The following is a 19725-nucleotide window of genomic DNA, read 5'->3' on the forward strand; positions in this document are numbered from 1 at the left end:
CTTCCGAGCGATCGCCATAGTACCAAATCGCCAAGAGCCATCGATCTCGATTTTACCTATGCAACTACCAACAACTTTGTCAAAACCAAGCTCTATCCCTGCCCTCGCTGCTTCCTCCGTCCCGAAGTAGCCGCTGCCGTACAGCAAGCACATCAACAGTTACAGCAGCAAGGCTACGGCGGCTTACGACTATTTGATTGTTATCGTCCCCAACCCATTCAACAAAAAATGTGGCAGATAAAACCCGACGAGCGCTACGTCGCCAATCCAGCCACAGGCTCAGCTCACAATCGCGGTACGGCGGTAGATCTGACAATCGTGGATATGAATGGCAACCCGCTAAATATGGGCACCCCCTTCGACGAATTTAGCCCCAAAGCACATCATACCTACCAGGAATTGTCCCCCAAAATTCTCCAGCACCGATCGCTCCTGAAGAAAACAATGGCATCTGTCGGCTTTCGTCATCTCGATACTGAATGGTGGCATTATGCTTGGAATGGAAAGAAGCCGCCTGTAGGCAAATGGGTATGGGATTGTACGCGTTAGGATACCAACTCACTGCTATGTCGATAGCGATTGCACTTCTTGAAGTACGATCTCGGCATGGTTTTTGACTTTGACTTTCGACCAAATTTGGGCAATTTTACCATCTGGATCGATGAGAAAAGTCGATCTAATGATGCCCATATACTCCTTGCCCATAAATTTCTTTAATTGCCAGACTCCATAGGCTTCAGCAATTTGATGTTCCGGATCGCTAAGTAAAATAATCTCTAAATTATGTTTTTTGATAAACTTATCATGAGACTCGATCGAGTCGGGACTGATACCGACAACTTGAGTATTGAGTGATTGAAATTGCGGTAACTGGCTGGTAAAGTCGATCGCTTGAGTCGTACAGCCAGGAGTGAGATCTTCAGGATAAAAATACAATACCAGCCACTGACCGATAAAATTGCTGAGTTGAGGACTTTTACCATCTCGATCGAGAGCTGTAAATTCAGGAGCAGATTGACCGATATTCATCTCGATTACGATTGATTTACCGAAACATTGTAACTTACTTCTGATTGGCAACCTAGATCGATTTTACGCCAATTGTTTAGATCTGTAGGTTGGGTTGAACGGATGTGTTGGCGTTGGCATAGCCTGCCGTAGGCACAGCCTCTCAGAACTAGACAACCCAACTGTCTCCGCCAGCGATCTTTGTGGATTTTGGGTTTCGCGTTGCTCTCTACCCAACCTACAACTTATGATTACTATATTCATTCTTGAAGGGCAGCTTTGCCGATCGAAGCTTAAATTTTACTTAGAGTGGGGATGCGATCGAGGCTAATCGAATATGTCCAAAGCTGAGATTTGGAGATTGGATTAAAATAAGAATGTCTTTGATGGCGATTAATGGGTTCAGCCTCCGATTAAAATCGGGGCTGGTGATGCAAAGTCCGCGTAGCGGCGCGCGCTCCGGAGGTTTCCTCCGGGTTTAGCGCGACAAGCGGCTCGCTCCGGTCGGGTCTCCCGACCATGGAAGCGAGACAAGACAGACAGGCGGACTTTGCATCACTAGCCGAGACTTCCAGTCTCCAGGCAACTTTTAACCCAAACTGACGTTAACTCACCATATTCGCTCGGTATCTCGACCGCAATTGCAAAGATCGTTCACTTTTGGATGGGTGGTAAATGATGGGCAATAAAAAAGTGTCAACCAACTGGTATGTGCATCATCAAAACCAGATGGAATGGTATCCATCTCAAGAAGCAGCTTTGGATGCAGTAGATCTGTGCGTAGCTAGTTATGAAAATGGGATTTGGAGCGATAAAAACTCCTATTTGAGCTTGGGTCATGCTGATGGGGTAACTGTAGACAATAGTCTATTTAGGCATCGTTATTCCCCTAATGCACTGACTCCTTCTTGTGTCAGTAGTATATTTACGATCGATATATTTATCAAGAACAAAGAAGACTGGATTTTTAAGTACGGTTCAGACTTACTCCAACAGTCATTGAGAGCTGGCTATGATTGTAATGATGGTTATTTAGCAGAAAGATTAGCCCGTGACTATCCTGGCTTCAAGATTAACGATCGCAAATACACCAAAGTCGATACTCCGAGCGCAAGATGTCTTCACGCTTGCCTTGAGTACGAACATGCACATTGTTCTGCATACCAGGAAAACTACTATATTACGATCGATAACTACTTGGGAAAACATCAATTAATTAAATCCATAGATAACTGTACTGAAATAGCGCCAGTAGAACTTCCCGTCTTAGATATTAGTGACAAAGCAGACTGGATTCTCGAACATGGTTCAAATTTGCTCCAGCAGTCATTGATGGCTGGCTACAATTGTCACGATCGATATCTCCAGGAAAGATTAGTTCGCGATTATCCTGGCTTTACGATCGCACCAGGAAAGTGCAAAAAAGTCGATAGCCCTAGCGAAAGTTGTCTTTATACTTGCTTGGGTTATGAAAATTCTTACTGTTCCTCTTATAACAACAACTACTATATTACGATCGATGGATTCCTGGGTAAATATCAACTAATCAAACTTATCGGTACTCACGATCGAGCCTTCGATAGAAACACAGATATCGAGCAGATGAAATTGGTAGATTCAAGCAGCTTAATTAACAGCGTGCTGACACCAATGAGTTTAACCAAAATTATTTCTATTGGTGCAATTTCTGGAGCGCTGATGTATGCGACGATCGAGTATATTCCTAAAATATTTCAGGCGATCGTCAGTCATATTTGAAGAGATAGAAAATGACCTTCCGATCGAAATTCACATGACACGATCGAGTGTGATATGGTCAGATTGGTGTCAGTAGGAAATCGATATGCAATTGAAACCTTGGCAGTGGGCTATTCTAGTATCGCCGATCGCGAGTGTCGTTATTTTCCTGCTGATTGCTGCTGGTACCAAGATTCATGAGTGGGGGATTAATTGGATTTGGGGCATATTTACGCTGCTGTTGGTGGGTTGGCGGTGGTTGTTGGTACGCTGGACGCGATCGTCGATTGGCAAAGGTACGGATGTCATTGCCGCCGCGAGTCGGGAACTTGAATCGATTACTGCTAATGCTACGCCGTTAACTGGCGATGCCGCCGAGCAGGTAAGCGCGGTACTCCAAAAGGTAATTACTGATTCCCAAGTGGATCGACCGATTTGGGAAGATTGGACGACATTTTGGGCGCGCTGTCAGGAATTAATCGTCGCGATTGCCAAGATTTATCATCCTGAAGTCAAATATCCGCTGCTAAATATCTATGTGACTCAGGCGTATGGATTGATCCGGGGGACTACGGATGATATGGATATCTGGATGCAGAAACTCGCCCCAGCACTCGATCGCGTGACGATCGCGCAGACGTATGAAGCCTACGAAACATATCAAAAATTGGCTCCATCAGCACAGAAAATCCTCAAGGTATGGAACTGGGCGCAATGGCTAATCAATCCCGTCACCGCGATCGCCAAACGTGCCACCAAGGAGTCTTCCAGTCTCGCCGATCGACAGTTGTTGGTCAATTTGGGTCAACTGACGCGCGAAGCTGCCTTAACGAACCTCTGCCGTCAGGCTGTGGCGCTTTATAGCGGTAAACTCCCGCAGTTATCTACACCTACACCGATCGCGCCCACTGCGGCAAAGACGCAAACGCTCAGAGAAATCCTCTCTACTGCCGAACCACAGGCGCAGATCGAGCAAAAACCGATCGATCTGCTGTTAGTTGGGCGTACGGGGGCGGGGAAAAGCAGTCTGATTAATACCTTATTTCAAGCCGAGTTAGCCGTCGTCGATGTCTTGCCGAGTACTGACAAGATTCAAAATTATCAATGGCAGATTCCGAGTGGTGAAAGTCTGACATTATGGGATAGCCCCGGTTACGAGCAAGCCAGTCGGGACGATTTGCGCGATCGAGTATTGGATTATGCGGCGACTGCGGATTTATTATTATTAGTCACCCCTGCGCTCGATCCGGCATTGCAGATGGATCTGGACTTTTTGCAGGAGTTAAAAAAGACAAATCCCGATTTACCGATCGTCACGATTGTAACTCAAGTCGATCGAGTGCGACCGTTGCGGGAGTGGACGCCGCCCTACGATTGGCAAGCGGGAACGCGCCCGAAGGAAGTCGCCATCCGCGAAGCGGTAGCTTATCGCAATGAATTTTTGGCTGACTACTGCGATTTAGTTTTACCCCTAGTGAATGCCGATCCAACGATCGACAGGCTAGCTTGGGGTGTCGATACCTTATCATTGGCATTACTCCAATCGATCGAGCCGAGCAAACAGATTCGCCTCGCCCGCTTTTTACGAGATTTGGATGCCCGAATTGTAGCAGCAGCGCGGATTATCGATCGATATAGTCTCCAGATGACGACGACACAGGGACTGACTCAACTACTCAAAAGTCCGGTATTGGAATTTATCTCTACTATTACTACGGGAACACCTGCGCTAGCACAATTACTCGCCGCGCAGATTCCCGTGGAGCAATTACCCGTAGTTATCGGTAAGTTGCAGATGGCTTACGATTTGTATTCACTATTAAATACCAGTCCAACTAAATCGATGAGCTTCGATTTATTATCACTATGGCCGTTGTTATTAAATAACTCCGCCGCACCAAATAAAAATGCTGATGCTTTCGGTCATGCACTAATGGAATATTGGACTCGATCGCTCACGATCGCACAGCTTCAGGAGCGGTTTAATTATTATTTAGGTTCAGATAATTGATGAACCTGAGCATAAAACATGGATGGTGGGCAGTGCCCACCCTACTGGCTGGAGAGCTGATTATCATAACTCATAAAATTTAGATTATCACTAATTAATATGGTTAAAATACTTGAAATAAATGATGAATGGATTTACGAGGAAAATAGTTACTATCATGTTTTAAGTTCTGACAGTGACATATCAAAGATCAAATATAGATCCTGGAAATCATTACAGGAAATTTTCCCAAACGACGTAATTATCAATATCGTTAATCCCAATAAGCCAACGGACATTTTTTATCACGGACTCAAGCTTTTTGTTTCATATAAAATAGCTCAAGTCATCTTGAAGTATGATTCTGATTTAATTGAGTTCTTTCCTGTCAATATTATTTGGAATGGTGATGAATATACAGAAACCAGCTTTTTTTTAATGAATGTAATGGATCGAGTTAATTGCATTAATCGAGAGCTGTCAGAGTATACAAAAGAAGAAGACATTGTTGACGATAAAATTATTATCTCAATATCAGAAATAAACAAGTTAGTTCTTTATCCTATCGACGAAAATATTCATAAGGTATTTTTTATCGATCATATTTTTAGTGCGTCATTAGAATTAGCTGTATCAGATGATGTAGCGCAAGACATTTTGGCACAAAATTGTAACGGATTGGAATTAATTGATATTAGTTCCTATAAAAGTTAGGAGTCTAGTATCGATACGAGAGCCAGGGTAATGTTCCAGTGTCGAGCCAGTAGTGGCGTGACCAAACTAAAATTGTGGGTAAAAATTGTAAAATACAACAATGAGTAACCCAAATGCCAAATATCACATAAAACTAAGCGAACAGTAGTATTCATTTGAGTAGGGTGGGCACTGCCCACCATCCATATTTTATACTGATATCCATTAATTATACTCACCCATTTAATGTTAAAAAATTATGCCAGAATCGACAGCATTATCCGAATTAATCCAGCAAATGTTGACATCGGAATTTTATCCTCATCCGGTGACGATGCCAATCCAACTGATGCAAACACACGCCTCTTACGTCCTGCTAACTGGAGAATTTGTCTACAAACTCAAGAAGCCAGTTAACTTTGGCTTCTTGGACTACTCAACTATCGACAAACGTCAGCACTTTTGCACGGAAGAAATCCGACTCAATCAACGTGGTGCTAGAGAGTTATATTTAGAAGTTGTCTCGATCGCCAAGCAAGGCAATAAATATCAGATAGATAATGATGGTGAAATTGTAGATTATGCGGTAAAAATGGTGCAGTTTCCGCAATCAGCATTACTGAGCAATATGTTTGAATCGGGGGCAATGACGATCGAGCAGATCGAAGAAATGGGTAGGGTAGTCGCGCGGTTTCATGCTGATGCTCGAACTGATGAATATATCAGTAGCTTTGGCACGGTAGCGAAAATTCGCCAATCGATCGATGATAACTATCGCCAGACTGAAAAATATATCGGACGCGCTCAAACTCAAGCTCAATTTACCGAAACTAAAGCATATACCGATCGCTTTCTACTCGAATATTCGCAATTATTTCTCGATCGGATTGCGGGTGGTTTTATTCGTGAGTGTCATGGCGATTTGCATCTGCGAAATATCTGCCGCTGGCACGATCGAACTTTGCTATTCGATTGCATTGAATTTAACGAACCATTTCGCTTTGTCGATACGATGTACGATATCGCTTTTGCAGTGATGGATTTGGAAGCCAGAGGCGGCAAAGATTTCGCCAATCGGTTTCTAAATACCTATGCCGAACAAACAGGAGATTGGGAGGGATTGCAGGTATTACCGATGTATCTGAGCCGTCAAGCGTACGTGCGGGCAAAGGTAACATCTTTCCTCCTCGACGATCCGACGATCGCGAGTGCAGAGTGCGCCGCCGCAGCCAAGACAGCCGGAGATTATTACCATCAAGCTTGGGAGTATACGCGCACGGCTTCAGTCGGGCAACTGATAATGCTATCGGGTTTATCTGGTGCGGGTAAAAGTACGCTAGGTAAAAAGATTGCGCTAGAAGTAGGTGGCGTGCATTTGCGCTCGGATGCGGTGCGAAAACATTTAGGTGGGATCGAACTACAGAGCAAGGGTGATGACAGTCTCTATACGCCCGCAATGACAGCCAAAACTTACCAGCGGGTACTAGAATTGGCATCAAAATTGACGGCACAAGGCTTTACTGTGATTTTGGATGCCAAGTACGATCGACAGGCTTTGCGGACTGCTGTGGTCGATTTAGCCACCGATCGCGGGATACCTTTGCAAAGGATTCACTGTACTGCACCTGCGGATGTGTTACGCGATCGATTAATTCAACGAACTGGGGATATTGCCGATGCGACGGTAGATTTACTTGCCAGTCAACAGGCGGCTTGGGAAGAGTTTACGCCAGCGGAAAGCAAATATGTAATGACGGTGGATACTACTCAAGATCTTACGCTCTTTCTAGAGCAACTTTAGGCGCGATCGATCGGGTGAAGACGAGCGCAGTAAGACTAGCGATGAGCAGATAAGAACAAGTAACGATCGCGGAATCGATGTAGTTATCTATTGCTGGAGAAAATACTCGTAAAATAAGAGTAGCCCCACCAATACAGATCGACACTACGGGGATACTTTAAAGACACAAATTTATCGATCGACATCATGACACAATCCACAGACCAAGATCTCAAAGAAATTAAAACTGCGGTGGAGGAGAATAGTAAAGCGATTGCTACTCTTACCGCCTCTATGACTGGATTGCGTGAGGAAATGCGGGTGGGACTTGCCAGATTAGAGGGACAGATTCACAATCTCGAAACCAAGCTCGATGGCAAGATTGATGTTGTGAAAGGGGAAATCAGAATAATTGATGTCAAGCTGGAGGAACGTACCCGGATTGGATTTTGGGGGACTTTGGTGCGGGTTGTTCCCTTATTAATATTGGCGGGTTTAGCGATCGCTTTTTGGTTTTCTTGAGGTTGGCTTACTACGGCGGAGATCTACCCACCCCGCCCGTTGGGCACCCCTGTCTTGAAAAGGTGCTCTACTTGGGGAAACCCCAAGACCGCACTTTTCGCTCCGAGGAGGGGATTTTTTCGATACAGCTCGCTTTGGTAGGAATTTGGGGGATACAAAAGTGTTGCGAGGATTTAGTCTTCGAGTTCCCAGAGATCTTTGGGGGTGTCGGGATCGATCGGGCGTTTGGGATGAGTAATCAGGACTAACTTGGCGAGAATCGGCATCGTGGGTGGCTGCTCGAACCATTCGATCGCCAGCTTACCATCGCGATCGATCGCAAAATAATCGAACTCAGTCCATTCTGTCGCACTGCGATCGAGAATGACGATCGTTTCTGGTGATTCGGTGGTATTTTTCAGTGCTAAATTTTTGAGATCGCCAATAATTGCGATCGGATCTTCGGCTTTACACAATACGCCCCAACCAGGAAAAGTTACCCAACCACCAGCCCAATTACTCTTGACGATCTGGAAAGAACCAGTTGCGGCAATTTGGGGCACATCTGCCAAAATGCTACTCTCAAGCGGAAATTCGCCAGCAACGGGAATCGTGCGCGGTAGCTCCTCATCAGCCTGTAAGCGATAAACGGGTAGTGCTGGGGCAGTCTTTTTTGGCGGTGCTGTTAGTGCGGTGAGTAATTTTTCGATCTGATTGCGGGCACTTTGACTGTGAGCAAACATCAGCCCCCGCGCGATCAGGCGAGTTTTTTCAGTCAGATCGCCTTGTTGCTTGATATACCGCCAGTACTGATAAGCCACTGCATCGCCGGGATGATGGGTAAAACCCTCCGGCGGCTGGCGCATGTACGCAAACTCTTTAAATGCCTTGGCGACTTCTTTCGAGCCTTCTGAGTCGATATTGCGGGCGTGGAGATAGTCCGCCGTCGCCGCCCGATCTGCTTGCGAGAGAATCCGCAGTTCGTACAGACTATCGCTACCCACGCGCTGGTAGTGAGCTTCGGTTGCGGGAGCTACTCCGACACTCATGAGGCTATCGAAAACTTGAGCGCCCACAATGATTTGATTTTGCTGAATCGGTTCAAATCCAGTCGCCTCAAAAATTTCTTGGGGATTGAGTCCTGATTTCTGTAGTTGTTGGCAAGCTTTACCCCAGCCTACCCAGTTGCCTTCTTTGCGCCGCAGCATGAGCAGCAGGGCTTCTGTATCGATGGGGGGCTGGTTATCAGTAAGTTCTGTCATGGTTGGGTCTTGTGAATCGATAGATCTCTAGTATCTTACGTTGGCACAACCTCTGACAATGCGAATCGATCGCGATCTGTTCATTTGGCGATAGGATGGGCACGTTGAGAGTAGAAATTGGGTGCTAAGTCATGGTTCATCTTATTCAATTCACAATTACTTAATGCGTATACAACTAGTTCCTGCTGTTTGCAGTATCGGCATCGCCATCCCCTTCATCCAGATTGCGCCCAGCCAAGCTCAGCAACAATCGCCAGTTACCACCCCGACGCTCTCATCTAAAGAATTTGCCACGGATCGAGTTGTCTCGATCGAAACCAGAACTGGGCAAGGTTCTGGCGTGATTATCAAACATGTCGGCAATACTTATACGATCCTCACCGCCGCTCATGTTGTCACCGATCTTCGCAATTCACCATTGACGATTACCACACCCGATCGACAACAATACTCGATCGATCCTAGCGCTGTAAAACTTGCTCCTAATTCATTCGATTTGGCGACTGTGACTTTCCAAAGCGATCGCAATTATACCGTCGCCACAGTCGGCGATTCCCAGACAGTCGCCAGAGGACAGCGCATTTTTGTCGCCGGATTTAGGGCAAACTCATTACAGTTTTATCCTGGTACCGTTGTCGCCATCAGCCATCAACCACAAGCTTATGGCTACGGGATTGCCTTGGGTACTGCAACGATCCTGCCTGGAATGAGTGGTGGGGGTTTATTTAACGACACGGGTAGCTTGATTGGGATTAATGGGCGGAGTGTCGGTACGACAACTGTCAGTGCCAATCGCGTTGGCGTAGCCTCTCCCCTGGAGAATCGCGTCAAGCCAGTCAGTGGGCTAGCGATTCCCATGAATACATTCACGCAAATTGCCAGTCAACTCAACGTTGAAATCGAGCCAAAGCCACCGCAGCCGCTATCGTCGTCGCCTACCGCCGACGATTTTTTTATTACTGCTCAGGAAAAATCCCAAACAGGCGACTATCAAAACGCGATCGCCGATTACAATCGTGCCTTAGAGATCGATCCTCAATTTAAGGAAATCTATTTTCGGCGGGGGATCGCCCGTAGCCTCACCAAAGACTGGCAAGGAGCCGAAGCTGACTACACCCGCGCGATCGCGATCGATCCCCAGCATCCTCAAGCCTACTTGCATCGGGGCAGTGTCCGCAACGTCCTGAGCAATTGGCAAGGCGCAAAATCGGACTTTGATATTGCTGCGATCCTCAACCCGAATATTTCCGCCATCTACGTCGGACGTGGCTTAGCACTATGCGAATTACGCAACTGCCAAAGCGGGCTAAAAGACTACGATCGCGCGATCGCTCTCAACCCCGCCGATGCCGATGCTTACACCCGTCGCGCCTTTGCCTATCATCAATTGGGCAACAACCGCGTCGCTGTCGAAAATTATATCGCCGCCGCCGAGCTATATCAAAAGCAAGGCAAGGATGTAGAATATTTTGAGACGGTTGAGAAGATTAAGCAGTTGGTTAGGGGGTAGGAGATGGGAGATGGGAGTGGGGAGATGGGAGATAGTGAAGATTGGGAGTTGGTAAGAGGGTGTGTGAATTTTGATGTCAGTTCAGTCTGTAATCTCCAATCTCTAATCTCTAACCCCTCAAATCTTCTAACTCCCAACTCCCAACTCCCAACTCCCATCTAAATCACGGCGAAAACCAAAATGTTCAGTTATGCTAGGGATATTCATTTAAGCGCAAGCGCGATCGCTGAGTATGCGGAAACTGTTAATCTTGTGCCTGTTCTGTCTGGGCATAGGGTTCGCCATCTCTAATTTCCAAGGATTGGCAACCAAAGGCGAGTTTGACTCACTAGTTATCGACTTTAAAGAAGATATTGCAGCTACCGAGATCGATCGGCAATTGCAAGTATTGAGCGGGCAATATCAACTCGCGCCACGTCTCAATAGTCAATTTTCGCAAGCCGAACACACGTATACTGTCAAAGGCGATCGCGCATTGCTCGACAAATTGCGGGCATCCGATCTGATTCAGGATGTCGAAGCGATCGAGCCTAACTATATCTATCGTGCCACCGTCGCCCCCAACGACCCCCAATACAGCAAGCAGTGGCATTTGCATAGCATCCATGCCGAGCAAGCCTGGGAAGAAAATCGCGGTAAAGGTGTTGTCGTGGCGATTATCGATACTGGCGTCAGCAAGGTTCCCGACTTAGCTCAGACTGAATTTGTCGCTGGGTATGATTTTGTCAACGATAAGGTTGATGCTGACGACGACAACGGACATGGCACTCACGTAGCGGGCACTGTCGCCCAATCTACCAACAATAACTACGGTGTAGCCGGAGTTGCCTATGAAGCCCAAATCATGCCCCTGAAAGTCTTATCTGGTGGCGGTGGTGGGACGATTAGCGACATCGCCGAAGCAATTAGATTTGCTGCCGATAATAAAGCCGATGTGATCAACATGAGCCTCGGTGGTGGTGGCGAAAGCCAAGTCATGAAAGACGCGATCGAATATGCCTACAACAAAGGCGTAGTAATTATCGCCGCCGCTGGGAATGAAAACAATAATTCGGCATCCTATCCCGCCCGCTATGCGCGGGTGATTGGCGTCGCCGCCACCGATGCTCAAGGCGAACGCGCCGAATTTTCTAACTACGGCGCAGGGGTAGATATCGCCGCTCCTGGTGGCGGACATGGCAGCAAGATCTGGCAAGAAACCGTCGATCCCAGTACCAACCAGCCGATTATCGCTGGGTTCCAAGGTACGAGTATGGCAGCTCCCCACGTTGCTGGCGTCGCCGCACTAATTAAATCAACAGGCGTTACAGCACCCGAAGAAGTGTTTGCCGTACTCCAGCAGTCGGTTCGCAAAATCGAGCAAGATCCGCAAAACTTCTACGGAGCGGGCAACTTAGACGCTGCTGCTGCCGTCAAACTCGCCCAAAAAGGTAAAATCACCTTCAATGATTTCTTCCGCTGGTTGCGCGATAATGGTTATCTCAACCTCCGCTTCTGGATCGATGGTGGCGCGATCGCACTGGTGCCAAAAATCGCCATGGTGCTGGGATCGTACCTACTCGCCTTCTTGATTCGGAACTATCTACCCTTTAGTTTCCCCCTCTTTAGTGGGATGATTGCTGGGAGCAGTGGGTTGTTTCTCCTCAAGGGACTGTATATATTCGATCTGCCCCAAGCACCCTTCCGTCTCTTAGGCAGTTCGATTCCCGAACTCGGGAATGCAATTTCTGGTGACAGTATGCTCAATCCAATGTTCGCAAGTGTCCTAATTCCGCTAGTATTACTAGTGGTCTGCTGGTCGGTTCCTGCTGGAAAATGGTTTGCAGTTGGCACTAGTTTGGGTGTAGCATCCTGCGTGTTGGTAAGTGCGGTAGTCGCTCCCAATGTGTGGTTGTTAGGTGACGGAGGCATTGCTCGCGGTTTCTTAATCGTGAATGGATTGTTATGTTTTGGTTTAGCTAGATTTGCGGCGAGAGGAGATTCTCAAACAGTATGATTACGGTGATTGGTGGCATTGAGCATAAAGGGTTTGGTACTGGTGCATGGGCATTGGTAACTGAAGATGGGACTACTTACGAGTTGTTAGACTGTCCTCGCGATCTACGCGAAGTGGGATTGCACGTCAAGGTGCAAGGGACGTTAAACGATGATGTCATGACGCTGGCGATGATTGGTAAGGTCTTGAATGTCAATTCTTTCGAGATCTTATAAAATCAGTTTTTGGTTGAATGGCTTGCAGCCATAAACGATATAGGTAGGGACAGCGTTTTTGTCTCTAACTTTGTCGTTTCCGATCGACTAATTAGCTACGATGAATTATAATATCGTCAATTAGAATTGGTTCGGGAACTCAATCATGTCCGAAGAAAAACTCGATCGAATCGAACACCAGTTAAGCCTAGTCTTGCAAGGGATGGGAGTAATGCAGCAAGGGATGGGCGCAATGCAACAAGATATTGCCCTCCTCAAGCAAGATGTCGGTGTCCTCAAGCAAGATGTCGGCGTCCTCAAGCAAGATGTCGGCGAACTCAAGCAGGATATTGTTGCTATGAAGCAAAATGACAATGCTTTGCGGGAAGATATAGTTGACTTACGAAACCGCATCGGTAGTATCGAAGCGTCAATTATGCTCATCGTGCGGGATGGATTTACACCGCTGAGAAATTATGCTGACGATCTAAATTTTGAATTGTCAGAGATGCAACGCAAAAATAGATTGTTAAATCGGCGCGTGAGAAGATTGGAACGCCGGGATCTGACTGACGATTTTGAATATTAATCGATGTCAATTTTTGGGTAGGTGAAGCGATCGATCGAACATTGAGGATGAAAAGTCGCCCGATCGTGTGCTAAAATACGATGTTTGGACTCTAAATATTAACTCTTCAACGTTCTCAGTTGAGACGGATAGAGATATGTAGGTGTAAGCGACACATTATTAACTGAATTACTTTAGTCAACGTGCGCGTACATCGATAGGAGGCGGATTAATACGGAAGAGAACACCACTAGGATAAACTATAATATTGCATGGCCAGTCAGAAAACAGCAGATATCGGCTTCACCCTCGACGATTTCGCAGCATTACTCGATAAATACGATTACCACTTTAGCCCTGGCGATGTCGTTGCTGGTACCGTATTCAGCCTGGAGCCACGGGGCGCTCTGATTGACATTGGCGCGAAAACTGCGGCATATATTCCCATTCAGGAGATGTCGATCAACCGTGTCGATCAACCTGAAGAAGTACTCCAGTCTAACGAAACTCGCGAATTTTTCATCCTCACCGATGAAAATGAAGACGGGCAACTCACTCTCTCCATCCGCCGGATCGAATACATGCGGGCGTGGGAGCGGGTACGCCAGCTTCAAGCCGAAGATGCGACCGTGCGATCGCAAGTATTTGCGACCAACCGTGGTGGTGCCCTAGTCCGCATTGAAGGACTGCGCGGATTTATTCCCGGTTCGCACATCAGCACCCGCAAAGCGAAAGAAGAATTAGTAAACGAAGAACTTCCCCTCAAGTTCTTAGAAGTAGACGAAGATCGCAACCGTCTGGTATTGAGCCACCGTCGCGCCCTAGTCGAACGTAAGATGAATCGCCTCGAAGTCGGCGAAGTCGTGATCGGTTCGGTACGCGGCATCAAACCTTACGGTGCATTCATCGATATCGGTGGCGTCAGCGGACTGCTGCACATTTCCGAGATTTCACACGACCACATCGACACGCCGCACAGCGTGTTCAATGTCAATGATGAAGTCAAAGTAATGATCATCGATCTCGATGCCGAGCGCGGACGGATCTCGCTATCTACCAAGCAACTAGAGCCAGAACCGGGCGACATGATCAAAAATCGCGATCGCGTGTATGAAATGGCCGATGAAATGGCCGCTAAATATCGTGAGATGTTGCTAGCTAAAGCTTCCGGTCAACCCTTAGAATCGATCGAGATTCCGCCCGCAGTAGAAGAAGAAGTAGTCGATTTAGTAGAAGAAGAAATTCCCTCTGCTATTGAGGAAGACGTAGTAGTAGAAGAAGCAACTGCTGAAGCCTAAATCCATTTTGATTCTTAGTGGCTAAAATAAAGAGAGGGCTAGTCCCTCTTTTTATTATTCCCATCCCACTAAAGGCTGACCTAAAGCCCAAAACCTAAAACCTAAAACCTAAACTATGCCTCCCCGTTGGCCGCGCGAACCCGATCGAAACGACCCCGAATATCGTAAATTAGACGATCGAATGACATTTGCATTTCATGTCGCCCTGTTCTCAGCATCCAACTCTGGACTGTGGTTTTTTGACATCTTTCAAAAAGCAAACTGGAGCTGGGCTGTCTGGGTGACTAGTATCTGGGCATCAGTCCTGTTCGGACATGCTCTATACATCTTCACAATTGCCGATTACTCGCCAAAGTCTAATAGCTAACTAAGGATCGCCGGAATGTGGGCATTCCCACTATCGATCCAGTTGCACCTTTACTATTGCCAACTAATCCCCAAATTATCATGGCTAGCAATCAACAAATCGAAGAATTAGCAGCAGAAATCGGCGATAAAGTCTACATCGATGTTGCGAAGTGGCACCTTTATCTCAAAGATGCTAAACTCCACACCACATTAGCCGAACAAGTTTTTCCATTGTTAATTAGTGGTTTGACTGGCGATAAACTCACCGAGATCCTTACTAATATCTCGATCGATCTCGGTGGCGGCAGACAAAAAATGCCCCTACTCAATCTCATCCCCGTCACATCTCAAGCCAGATTGATGGACATCCTCGAAGACTACGCCCGCACTCTCTAGCATGGGGTGGTTCGATAATTATTAATTAGTAATTAATAATTACCTCTCCGACAGCCTCGATCCTAGCTGGTGGGCAGTGCCCACCCTACCAACTAGAACCTAGATGGTGGGCAGTGCCCACCCTATGCACTATCCACTATCCACTATCCACTATCCACTAAAGAATGATCGACACAGTAGACATCAAACGCGATATTAACATCCTGACCGATCGCCTGGGCAAGACCCAGGAATATCTTTGACATCCCGGCACTGACAGCCAAGATTCAAGACTTGGAGCAAGTAGCCGCTCAGCCAGAGTTTTGGGAGAACCAAACGGTGGCTCAAGCTGCCATGCAAGAACTCAACGAGTACAAGTCTCACCTAGCACAATTTCGGCACTGGCAAAGCAGCATCGCCGATGCTCGAACCGCGTTAGAATTGCTAGAACTCGAACCTGATGAAGCACTAGAACGAGAAGCCCAACAAAACCTTTCCCAAGTCGGTGTAGAACTCGATCGATGGGAATTAGAACAGTTACTATCAGGAACCTATGATGCGAAGGGGGCAATACTTACGATTAACGCTGGTGCTGGGGGCACAGATGCCCAGGATTGGGCTGAAATGCTCTTGCGGATGTACACCCGTTGGGCGGAGGCGCGTAAATTTAAAGTCCAACTTGCCGAAATCTCCGAAGGAGAAGAAGCCGGACTAAAATCCGCAACCCTGGAAATTGAGGGCAAATATGCCTATGGCTATCTCCGCAGTGAAAAAGGCACTCACCGTCTCGTGAGAATTTCGCCATTTAATGCCAATGATAAACGCCAGACGAGTTTTGCTGGTGTGGAAGTGATGCCACTGATTGACAATTCTGTGCAACTTGACATTCCCGACACCGATCTGGAGATCACTACCACCCGTGCGGGCGGTAAGGGCGGTCAAAATGTGAATAAGGTAGAAACAGCCGTCCGGATCGTCCACAAGCCTACGGGGGTTGCTGTGCGCTGTACTCAAGAGCGCAGTCAGCTTCAAAATAAAGAGAAAGCCTTAGTGATTCTCAAAGCGAAGTTACTAATTATCGCTCAAGAACAAAAAACTAAAGAAATCGCCGAAATTCGCGGCGATATCGTTGAAGCTGCTTGGGGTCAACAAATCCGCAATTATGTCTTTCATCCCTATCAAATGGTGAAGGATCTCCGCACGAGTGTAGAAACAACTGCCGTTACTGATGTGATGAATGGTGAAATCGATGAATTTATCGAAGCATATCTCCGTCAAGAAAATCAGATGGTGAGTTAGTCTAACTCACATTTTAATTACGCTACGAATGAAGACTGTCAGTTAGTGCATCAATTATAGATATTCAGGAAAGATGTTGAAAATTAGAGATTTTTGGGTAACTTGGCGACGGTATCGGTTTGGGATATTGTTGTTTGGTGTCTGTGTGAGCGCGATTTTGGCATCGCCACAGGTAGCCATGTCTACGCCGCCAAGCAGCAGCGTTAGCGCTGAGTCAAATGTCAGCTCTGAGCTAGCAAAACAACCTGGAGTACAGTCGAGTAAGTCGCCAACTATACCTACGAAGAAGCCTACTACTTTAACGGCAAATGTTCGGAAGACAGTTCTAGAAAATGGGCTGACAGTCTTAACCAAAGAAGTCCACAATGCTCCAGTTGTAACGGTACAGGTTTTTTATAAAATTGGTTCGCGGAATGAAGCTCCAGGGGTCAATGGGATCGCTCACCAATTAGAGCATATGTTATTTAAAGGTACCAAAGATCGCCCGGTTCAATTCGGGCGATTATTTGCAGCTTTAGGTAGTAATTTTAATGCTTTTACCAGTTACGATCAGACGGCTTATTTTGGGACGGTGGAGAAGAATAAGCTTACGAGTTTATTGACATTAGAAGCCGATCGAATGCAGAATTCGACGATCGATACTGAGAAACTGACTGGTGAAAAGCGGGTGGTAATTTCGGAACTCCAAGGCTATGAAAATAGCCCTAGTTATCGACTCGATCGACTTGTCAAACGCGCGGCTTTTCCTAATAGTCCTTATGGTTTGACGGTTGGCGGTACTAAAGCCGATGTCGAGAAATTTACCGTCGAACAGGTGCGTTCTTATTATGATTCATACTATGCACCCAATAACGCCACATTAGTGGTGGTAGGCGACTTCGATACTCCCAGTTTGATGGCGAAAGTGCAGCAGACATTGGGTAAAGTACCGCGTCGCGAACTGAAAGTGGCGAAACCGCAGATCGTGCCAGTTACTACCAAGCCCAACCAGCGGTTGACGCTCAAAGAACCTGGTAGTACCCAAATCGCGATCGAGACGTATCCATTACCCAATGCCAATCATCCCGACGTTCCCGCGATCGATGTGATGAATTATGTCCTCACCGAAGGACGCAGCTCGCGGATGTATCAGTCGATCGTCGAAACCGGGATTGCGACTAGTCTCGACGGTGGTGCAGCCAATCTCGCAGCAGGTGGTTGGTATGAGCTGTCTTCGATCGTGGAAGTCGGTAAATCTTTGCCAAAACTCGAAGCGGCTATTGCTAGAGAAATTAAGCTCATTCAATCCAAACCCGTCACCACCACGGAAATCTCTCGCGCCAAAGTCCAACTCAAGGCTGGCTATCTGCTCGGCAATCGGGATATCAATAGTCAAGCCAGACAACTCGGTAGCGACCAAACTACCACTGGTGACTATCAATTTACCGATAAATACCTCGCCGGAGTCGAACGCGTCACCGTTGCCGATATTCAGCGCGTAGCCAAAAAATATCTCCAACCCAATCTAAAAACGATCGGCTTTTTTGAACCCACCCAAATTACCGCCGCAGTACCAGCAGCACCCGGTGGCGGTGCCCAAACAGTCGCTAATTACAATCCAGGTACGCCTGTAGACCCCAGCGAACTGGCAAAATATCTCCCCCCACTCGATGCCGATAGCATCAGCCAGACGCAAGCCTTGCCCCAAGAGGTGAAGCTCAAAAATGGCTTGCGGGTATTCTTACTCCCTGATGCCAGTACGCCGACGGTAACTTTGACCGGGAATATTCAAGCGGGGACGGAATATGACACGCCAGACAAAGCCGGATTAGCCTCGCTAACTGCTGCCAATCTGATGAGTGGTACCAAAACTCAAACTGCTCTGACGATCGCCAAAACATTGGAAAATCGCGGTGCGGGACTGGGGTTTGCGGCTAGTCGCGAAGGTGTGGGCTTGGGTGGGAATGCTTTGTCTAAAGATTTACCAATCCTGTTGCAAACATTAGGTGATGTCGTCCAAAATGCTAACTTCCCCGCCCAGAAATTTGAACTCAGCCGTCAACGGGCGCTGACAAGTCTCAAACTCGAACTAGATAGCCCCAACAGCGTGGCGCGGCGCAAATTTCAGCAGACGATTTATCCCAAGAATCATCCGTTTACGATTTTCCCCACCGCTCAAACCTTAACTGGTTTGACGGGGACAGATTTACAAGCCTTTTATCGCCAGCACTACCTCCCAAGTAATACGATTCTCGCGATCGTCGGGGACTTCAAAGTTGCCGATGTCCAACGCTTATTAGAAGCCAACTTGGGTAAATGGTCTGCCACTGCTAAAGCAGTCAAACTCGATTATCCCACTCCCCAATTACCGACCGCGCAGGTGCAGGTTAACCCCGCGCTCCCTGGCAAAACTCAATCAGTTACCCTCTTGGGCAATAAAGCGATCGATCGCAAAGATCCGCGTTTTTACTCCGCCTTGGTATTAAATCAAATCCTCGGTGGCGATACCCTCTCCAGCCGTCTGGGTACCGAAATTCGCGATCGTCAAGGTTTAACTTACGGCATCTATAGTAGCTTTGCTGCTGGCAAACGTCAGGGTACCTTCATCATCTCGATGCAAACCGCTCCAGAGGATGCTCAAAAGGCGACTCAAAGCACGATCGCACTGCTAAAGGATCTCCAAGCTAAAGGCGTCACCCAAGCCGAAGTAGATAACTCCAAACGCAGTATCTCTGGCAACTATACTGTCGATCTTGCCTCCCCTGACGAAATCGCTGGCGCAACTCTCGGCAATGCCGTCTTTAATTTAAACCCCAATGAAATTAGCGAATTTCCTCAGAAAATTAAAGCTGTAACATTGGCACAAGTAAACCAAGTCGCCAAGGAACTAATTCAACCCGATCGATTGGTTGTCATCACCGCAGGGCCACCAAAGAAGTAACTTTAAATCTTGTAGACTAGCTTAAAAGTAGGGGTAGCATGAGTTGCCCCTATTTTTATTAATTATTATTTAATTAACCAAGCTTTTCTTTGATTTTAGCAACATCCCGAAAACCGACAGCGATCGCGATGCCATCTTTGACAAAAATCGGTCGTTTGAGTAACATTACATCTTCACTAAAAGCTTTTATCCACTCGGTTTCATTCCAGGCATCTTTAGTTTCATCGAGCAATCGATAAGATTGTC

18 protein-coding genes are annotated in these 19725 nt (G+C 47.0%); 15 read left to right on the top strand and 3 right to left on the bottom strand.

The genetic code is table 11. The features are described from left to right. A partial coding sequence (locus tag RMO52_RS15240; RefSeq protein WP_310415758.1) for a M15 family metallopeptidase occupies nt 1-549 on the top strand: 549 nt, incomplete at its 5' end. Nucleotides 550-564: 15 nt separating this feature from the next. Here the strand turns inward: RMO52_RS15240 and bcp are convergent. Then, a complete protein-coding gene (bcp, locus tag RMO52_RS15245) occupies nt 565-1035 on the bottom strand; it encodes a thioredoxin-dependent thiol peroxidase (RefSeq protein WP_396135004.1) in 471 nt (156 codons plus the stop codon). A gap of 666 nt (nt 1036-1701) precedes the next feature. Between bcp and RMO52_RS15250 the strand changes: the two genes are divergently transcribed. The 5 genes from RMO52_RS15250 (at nt 1702) to RMO52_RS15270 (ending at nt 7730) form a co-directional block, all read left to right on the top strand. Further along, a complete protein-coding gene (locus RMO52_RS15250; RefSeq protein WP_310415764.1) occupies nt 1702-2766 on the top strand; it encodes a hypothetical protein in 1065 nt (354 codons plus the stop codon). 85 nt (nt 2767-2851) lie between these two features. Further along, a complete protein-coding gene (locus tag RMO52_RS15255; protein ID WP_310415768.1) occupies nt 2852-4756 on the top strand; it encodes a GTPase in 1905 nt (634 codons plus the stop codon). A 99-nt stretch (nt 4757-4855) separates the two neighbouring features. Beyond that, complete coding sequence (locus RMO52_RS15260) at nt 4856-5449, top strand: imm11 family protein (RefSeq protein ID WP_309741989.1); 594 nt, start codon at nt 4856-4858, stop codon at nt 5447-5449. Between the two features lie 238 nt (nt 5450-5687). Then, nucleotides 5688-7229 carry an AAA family ATPase gene (locus RMO52_RS15265; RefSeq protein WP_310415771.1) on the top strand — a complete coding sequence of 514 codons (1542 nt, stop codon included), beginning with the start codon at nt 5688-5690 and terminating at the stop codon, nt 7227-7229. Between the two features lie 186 nt (nt 7230-7415). After that, nucleotides 7416-7730: a hypothetical protein gene (locus RMO52_RS15270; RefSeq protein WP_309741799.1), complete on the top strand. Its 315-nt coding sequence runs from the start codon at nt 7416-7418 to the stop codon at nt 7728-7730. Nucleotides 7731-7903: 173 nt separating this feature from the next. Here RMO52_RS15270 and raf1 read toward each other — a convergent pair whose 3' ends face one another. Next, nucleotides 7904-8971 carry a RuBisCO accumulation factor 1 gene (raf1, locus tag RMO52_RS15275; protein ID WP_310415774.1) on the bottom strand — a complete coding sequence of 356 codons (1068 nt, stop codon included), beginning with the start codon at nt 8969-8971 and terminating at the stop codon, nt 7904-7906. 163 nt (nt 8972-9134) lie between these two features. Here raf1 and RMO52_RS15280 point away from each other — a divergent pair, with 163 nt between their 5' ends. The 9 genes from RMO52_RS15280 (at nt 9135) to RMO52_RS15320 (ending at nt 19479) form a co-directional block, all read left to right on the top strand. Beyond that, complete coding sequence (locus tag RMO52_RS15280) at nt 9135-10481, top strand: tetratricopeptide repeat-containing serine protease family protein (RefSeq protein WP_310415778.1); 1347 nt, start codon at nt 9135-9137, stop codon at nt 10479-10481. A gap of 232 nt (nt 10482-10713) precedes the next feature. Continuing rightward, entirely contained in the window at nt 10714-12477 is a 1764-nt protein-coding gene (locus tag RMO52_RS15285) for a S8 family peptidase (protein ID WP_310415781.1), read from the top strand. Continuing rightward, on the top strand, nt 12474-12692 hold the full coding sequence (locus RMO52_RS15290; RefSeq protein ID WP_309738913.1) for a DUF5818 domain-containing protein: 219 nt from the start codon (nt 12474-12476) through the stop codon (nt 12690-12692). Before RMO52_RS15285 ends, RMO52_RS15290 begins: the two co-directional genes overlap by 4 nt. A gap of 145 nt (nt 12693-12837) precedes the next feature. Next, nucleotides 12838-13260, top strand: a complete 423-nt coding sequence (locus RMO52_RS15295; RefSeq protein ID WP_310415785.1) for a hypothetical protein — start codon at nt 12838-12840, stop codon at nt 13258-13260. Nucleotides 13261-13511: 251 nt separating this feature from the next. Next, the gene (locus tag RMO52_RS15300) at nt 13512-14537 is read left to right on the top strand and encodes a 30S ribosomal protein S1 (RefSeq protein ID WP_309738915.1); all 1026 of its coding nucleotides are present in this window, start codon (nt 13512-13514) and stop codon (nt 14535-14537) included. 115 nt (nt 14538-14652) lie between these two features. Further along, a complete protein-coding gene (locus tag RMO52_RS15305; RefSeq protein WP_309738916.1) occupies nt 14653-14904 on the top strand; it encodes a 2TM domain-containing protein in 252 nt (83 codons plus the stop codon). 80 nt (nt 14905-14984) lie between these two features. Continuing rightward, nucleotides 14985-15281 (top strand): DUF3181 family protein, encoded by a 297-nt coding sequence (locus tag RMO52_RS15310; RefSeq protein WP_396135005.1) that lies wholly within the window; start codon nt 14985-14987, stop codon nt 15279-15281. Nucleotides 15282-15445: 164 nt separating this feature from the next. After that, nucleotides 15446-16559 (top strand): peptide chain release factor 2 gene (gene prfB / locus RMO52_RS15315; protein WP_310415789.1). Its coding sequence is split into 2 segments (ribosomal slippage): nt 15446-15520 and nt 15522-16559, totalling 1113 coding nucleotides; the frame shifts between segments, so codons are not numbered across the junction. 73 nt (nt 16560-16632) lie between these two features. Continuing rightward, nucleotides 16633-19479 carry a pitrilysin family protein gene (locus tag RMO52_RS15320; RefSeq protein WP_310415792.1) on the top strand — a complete coding sequence of 949 codons (2847 nt, stop codon included), beginning with the start codon at nt 16633-16635 and terminating at the stop codon, nt 19477-19479. Between the two features lie 73 nt (nt 19480-19552). Here RMO52_RS15320 and RMO52_RS15325 read toward each other — a convergent pair whose 3' ends face one another. Further along, nucleotides 19553-19711 (bottom strand): ArsC/Spx/MgsR family protein, encoded by a 159-nt coding sequence (locus RMO52_RS15325; RefSeq protein ID WP_310415795.1) that lies wholly within the window; start codon nt 19709-19711, stop codon nt 19553-19555. Between the last annotated feature and the right edge of the window lie 14 nt (nt 19712-19725).

It is taken from the genome of Chamaesiphon sp. OTE_8_metabat_110 (genome assembly GCF_031382685.1).
Taxonomy (GTDB): Bacteria; Cyanobacteriota; Cyanobacteriia; order Cyanobacteriales; family Chamaesiphonaceae; genus Chamaesiphon.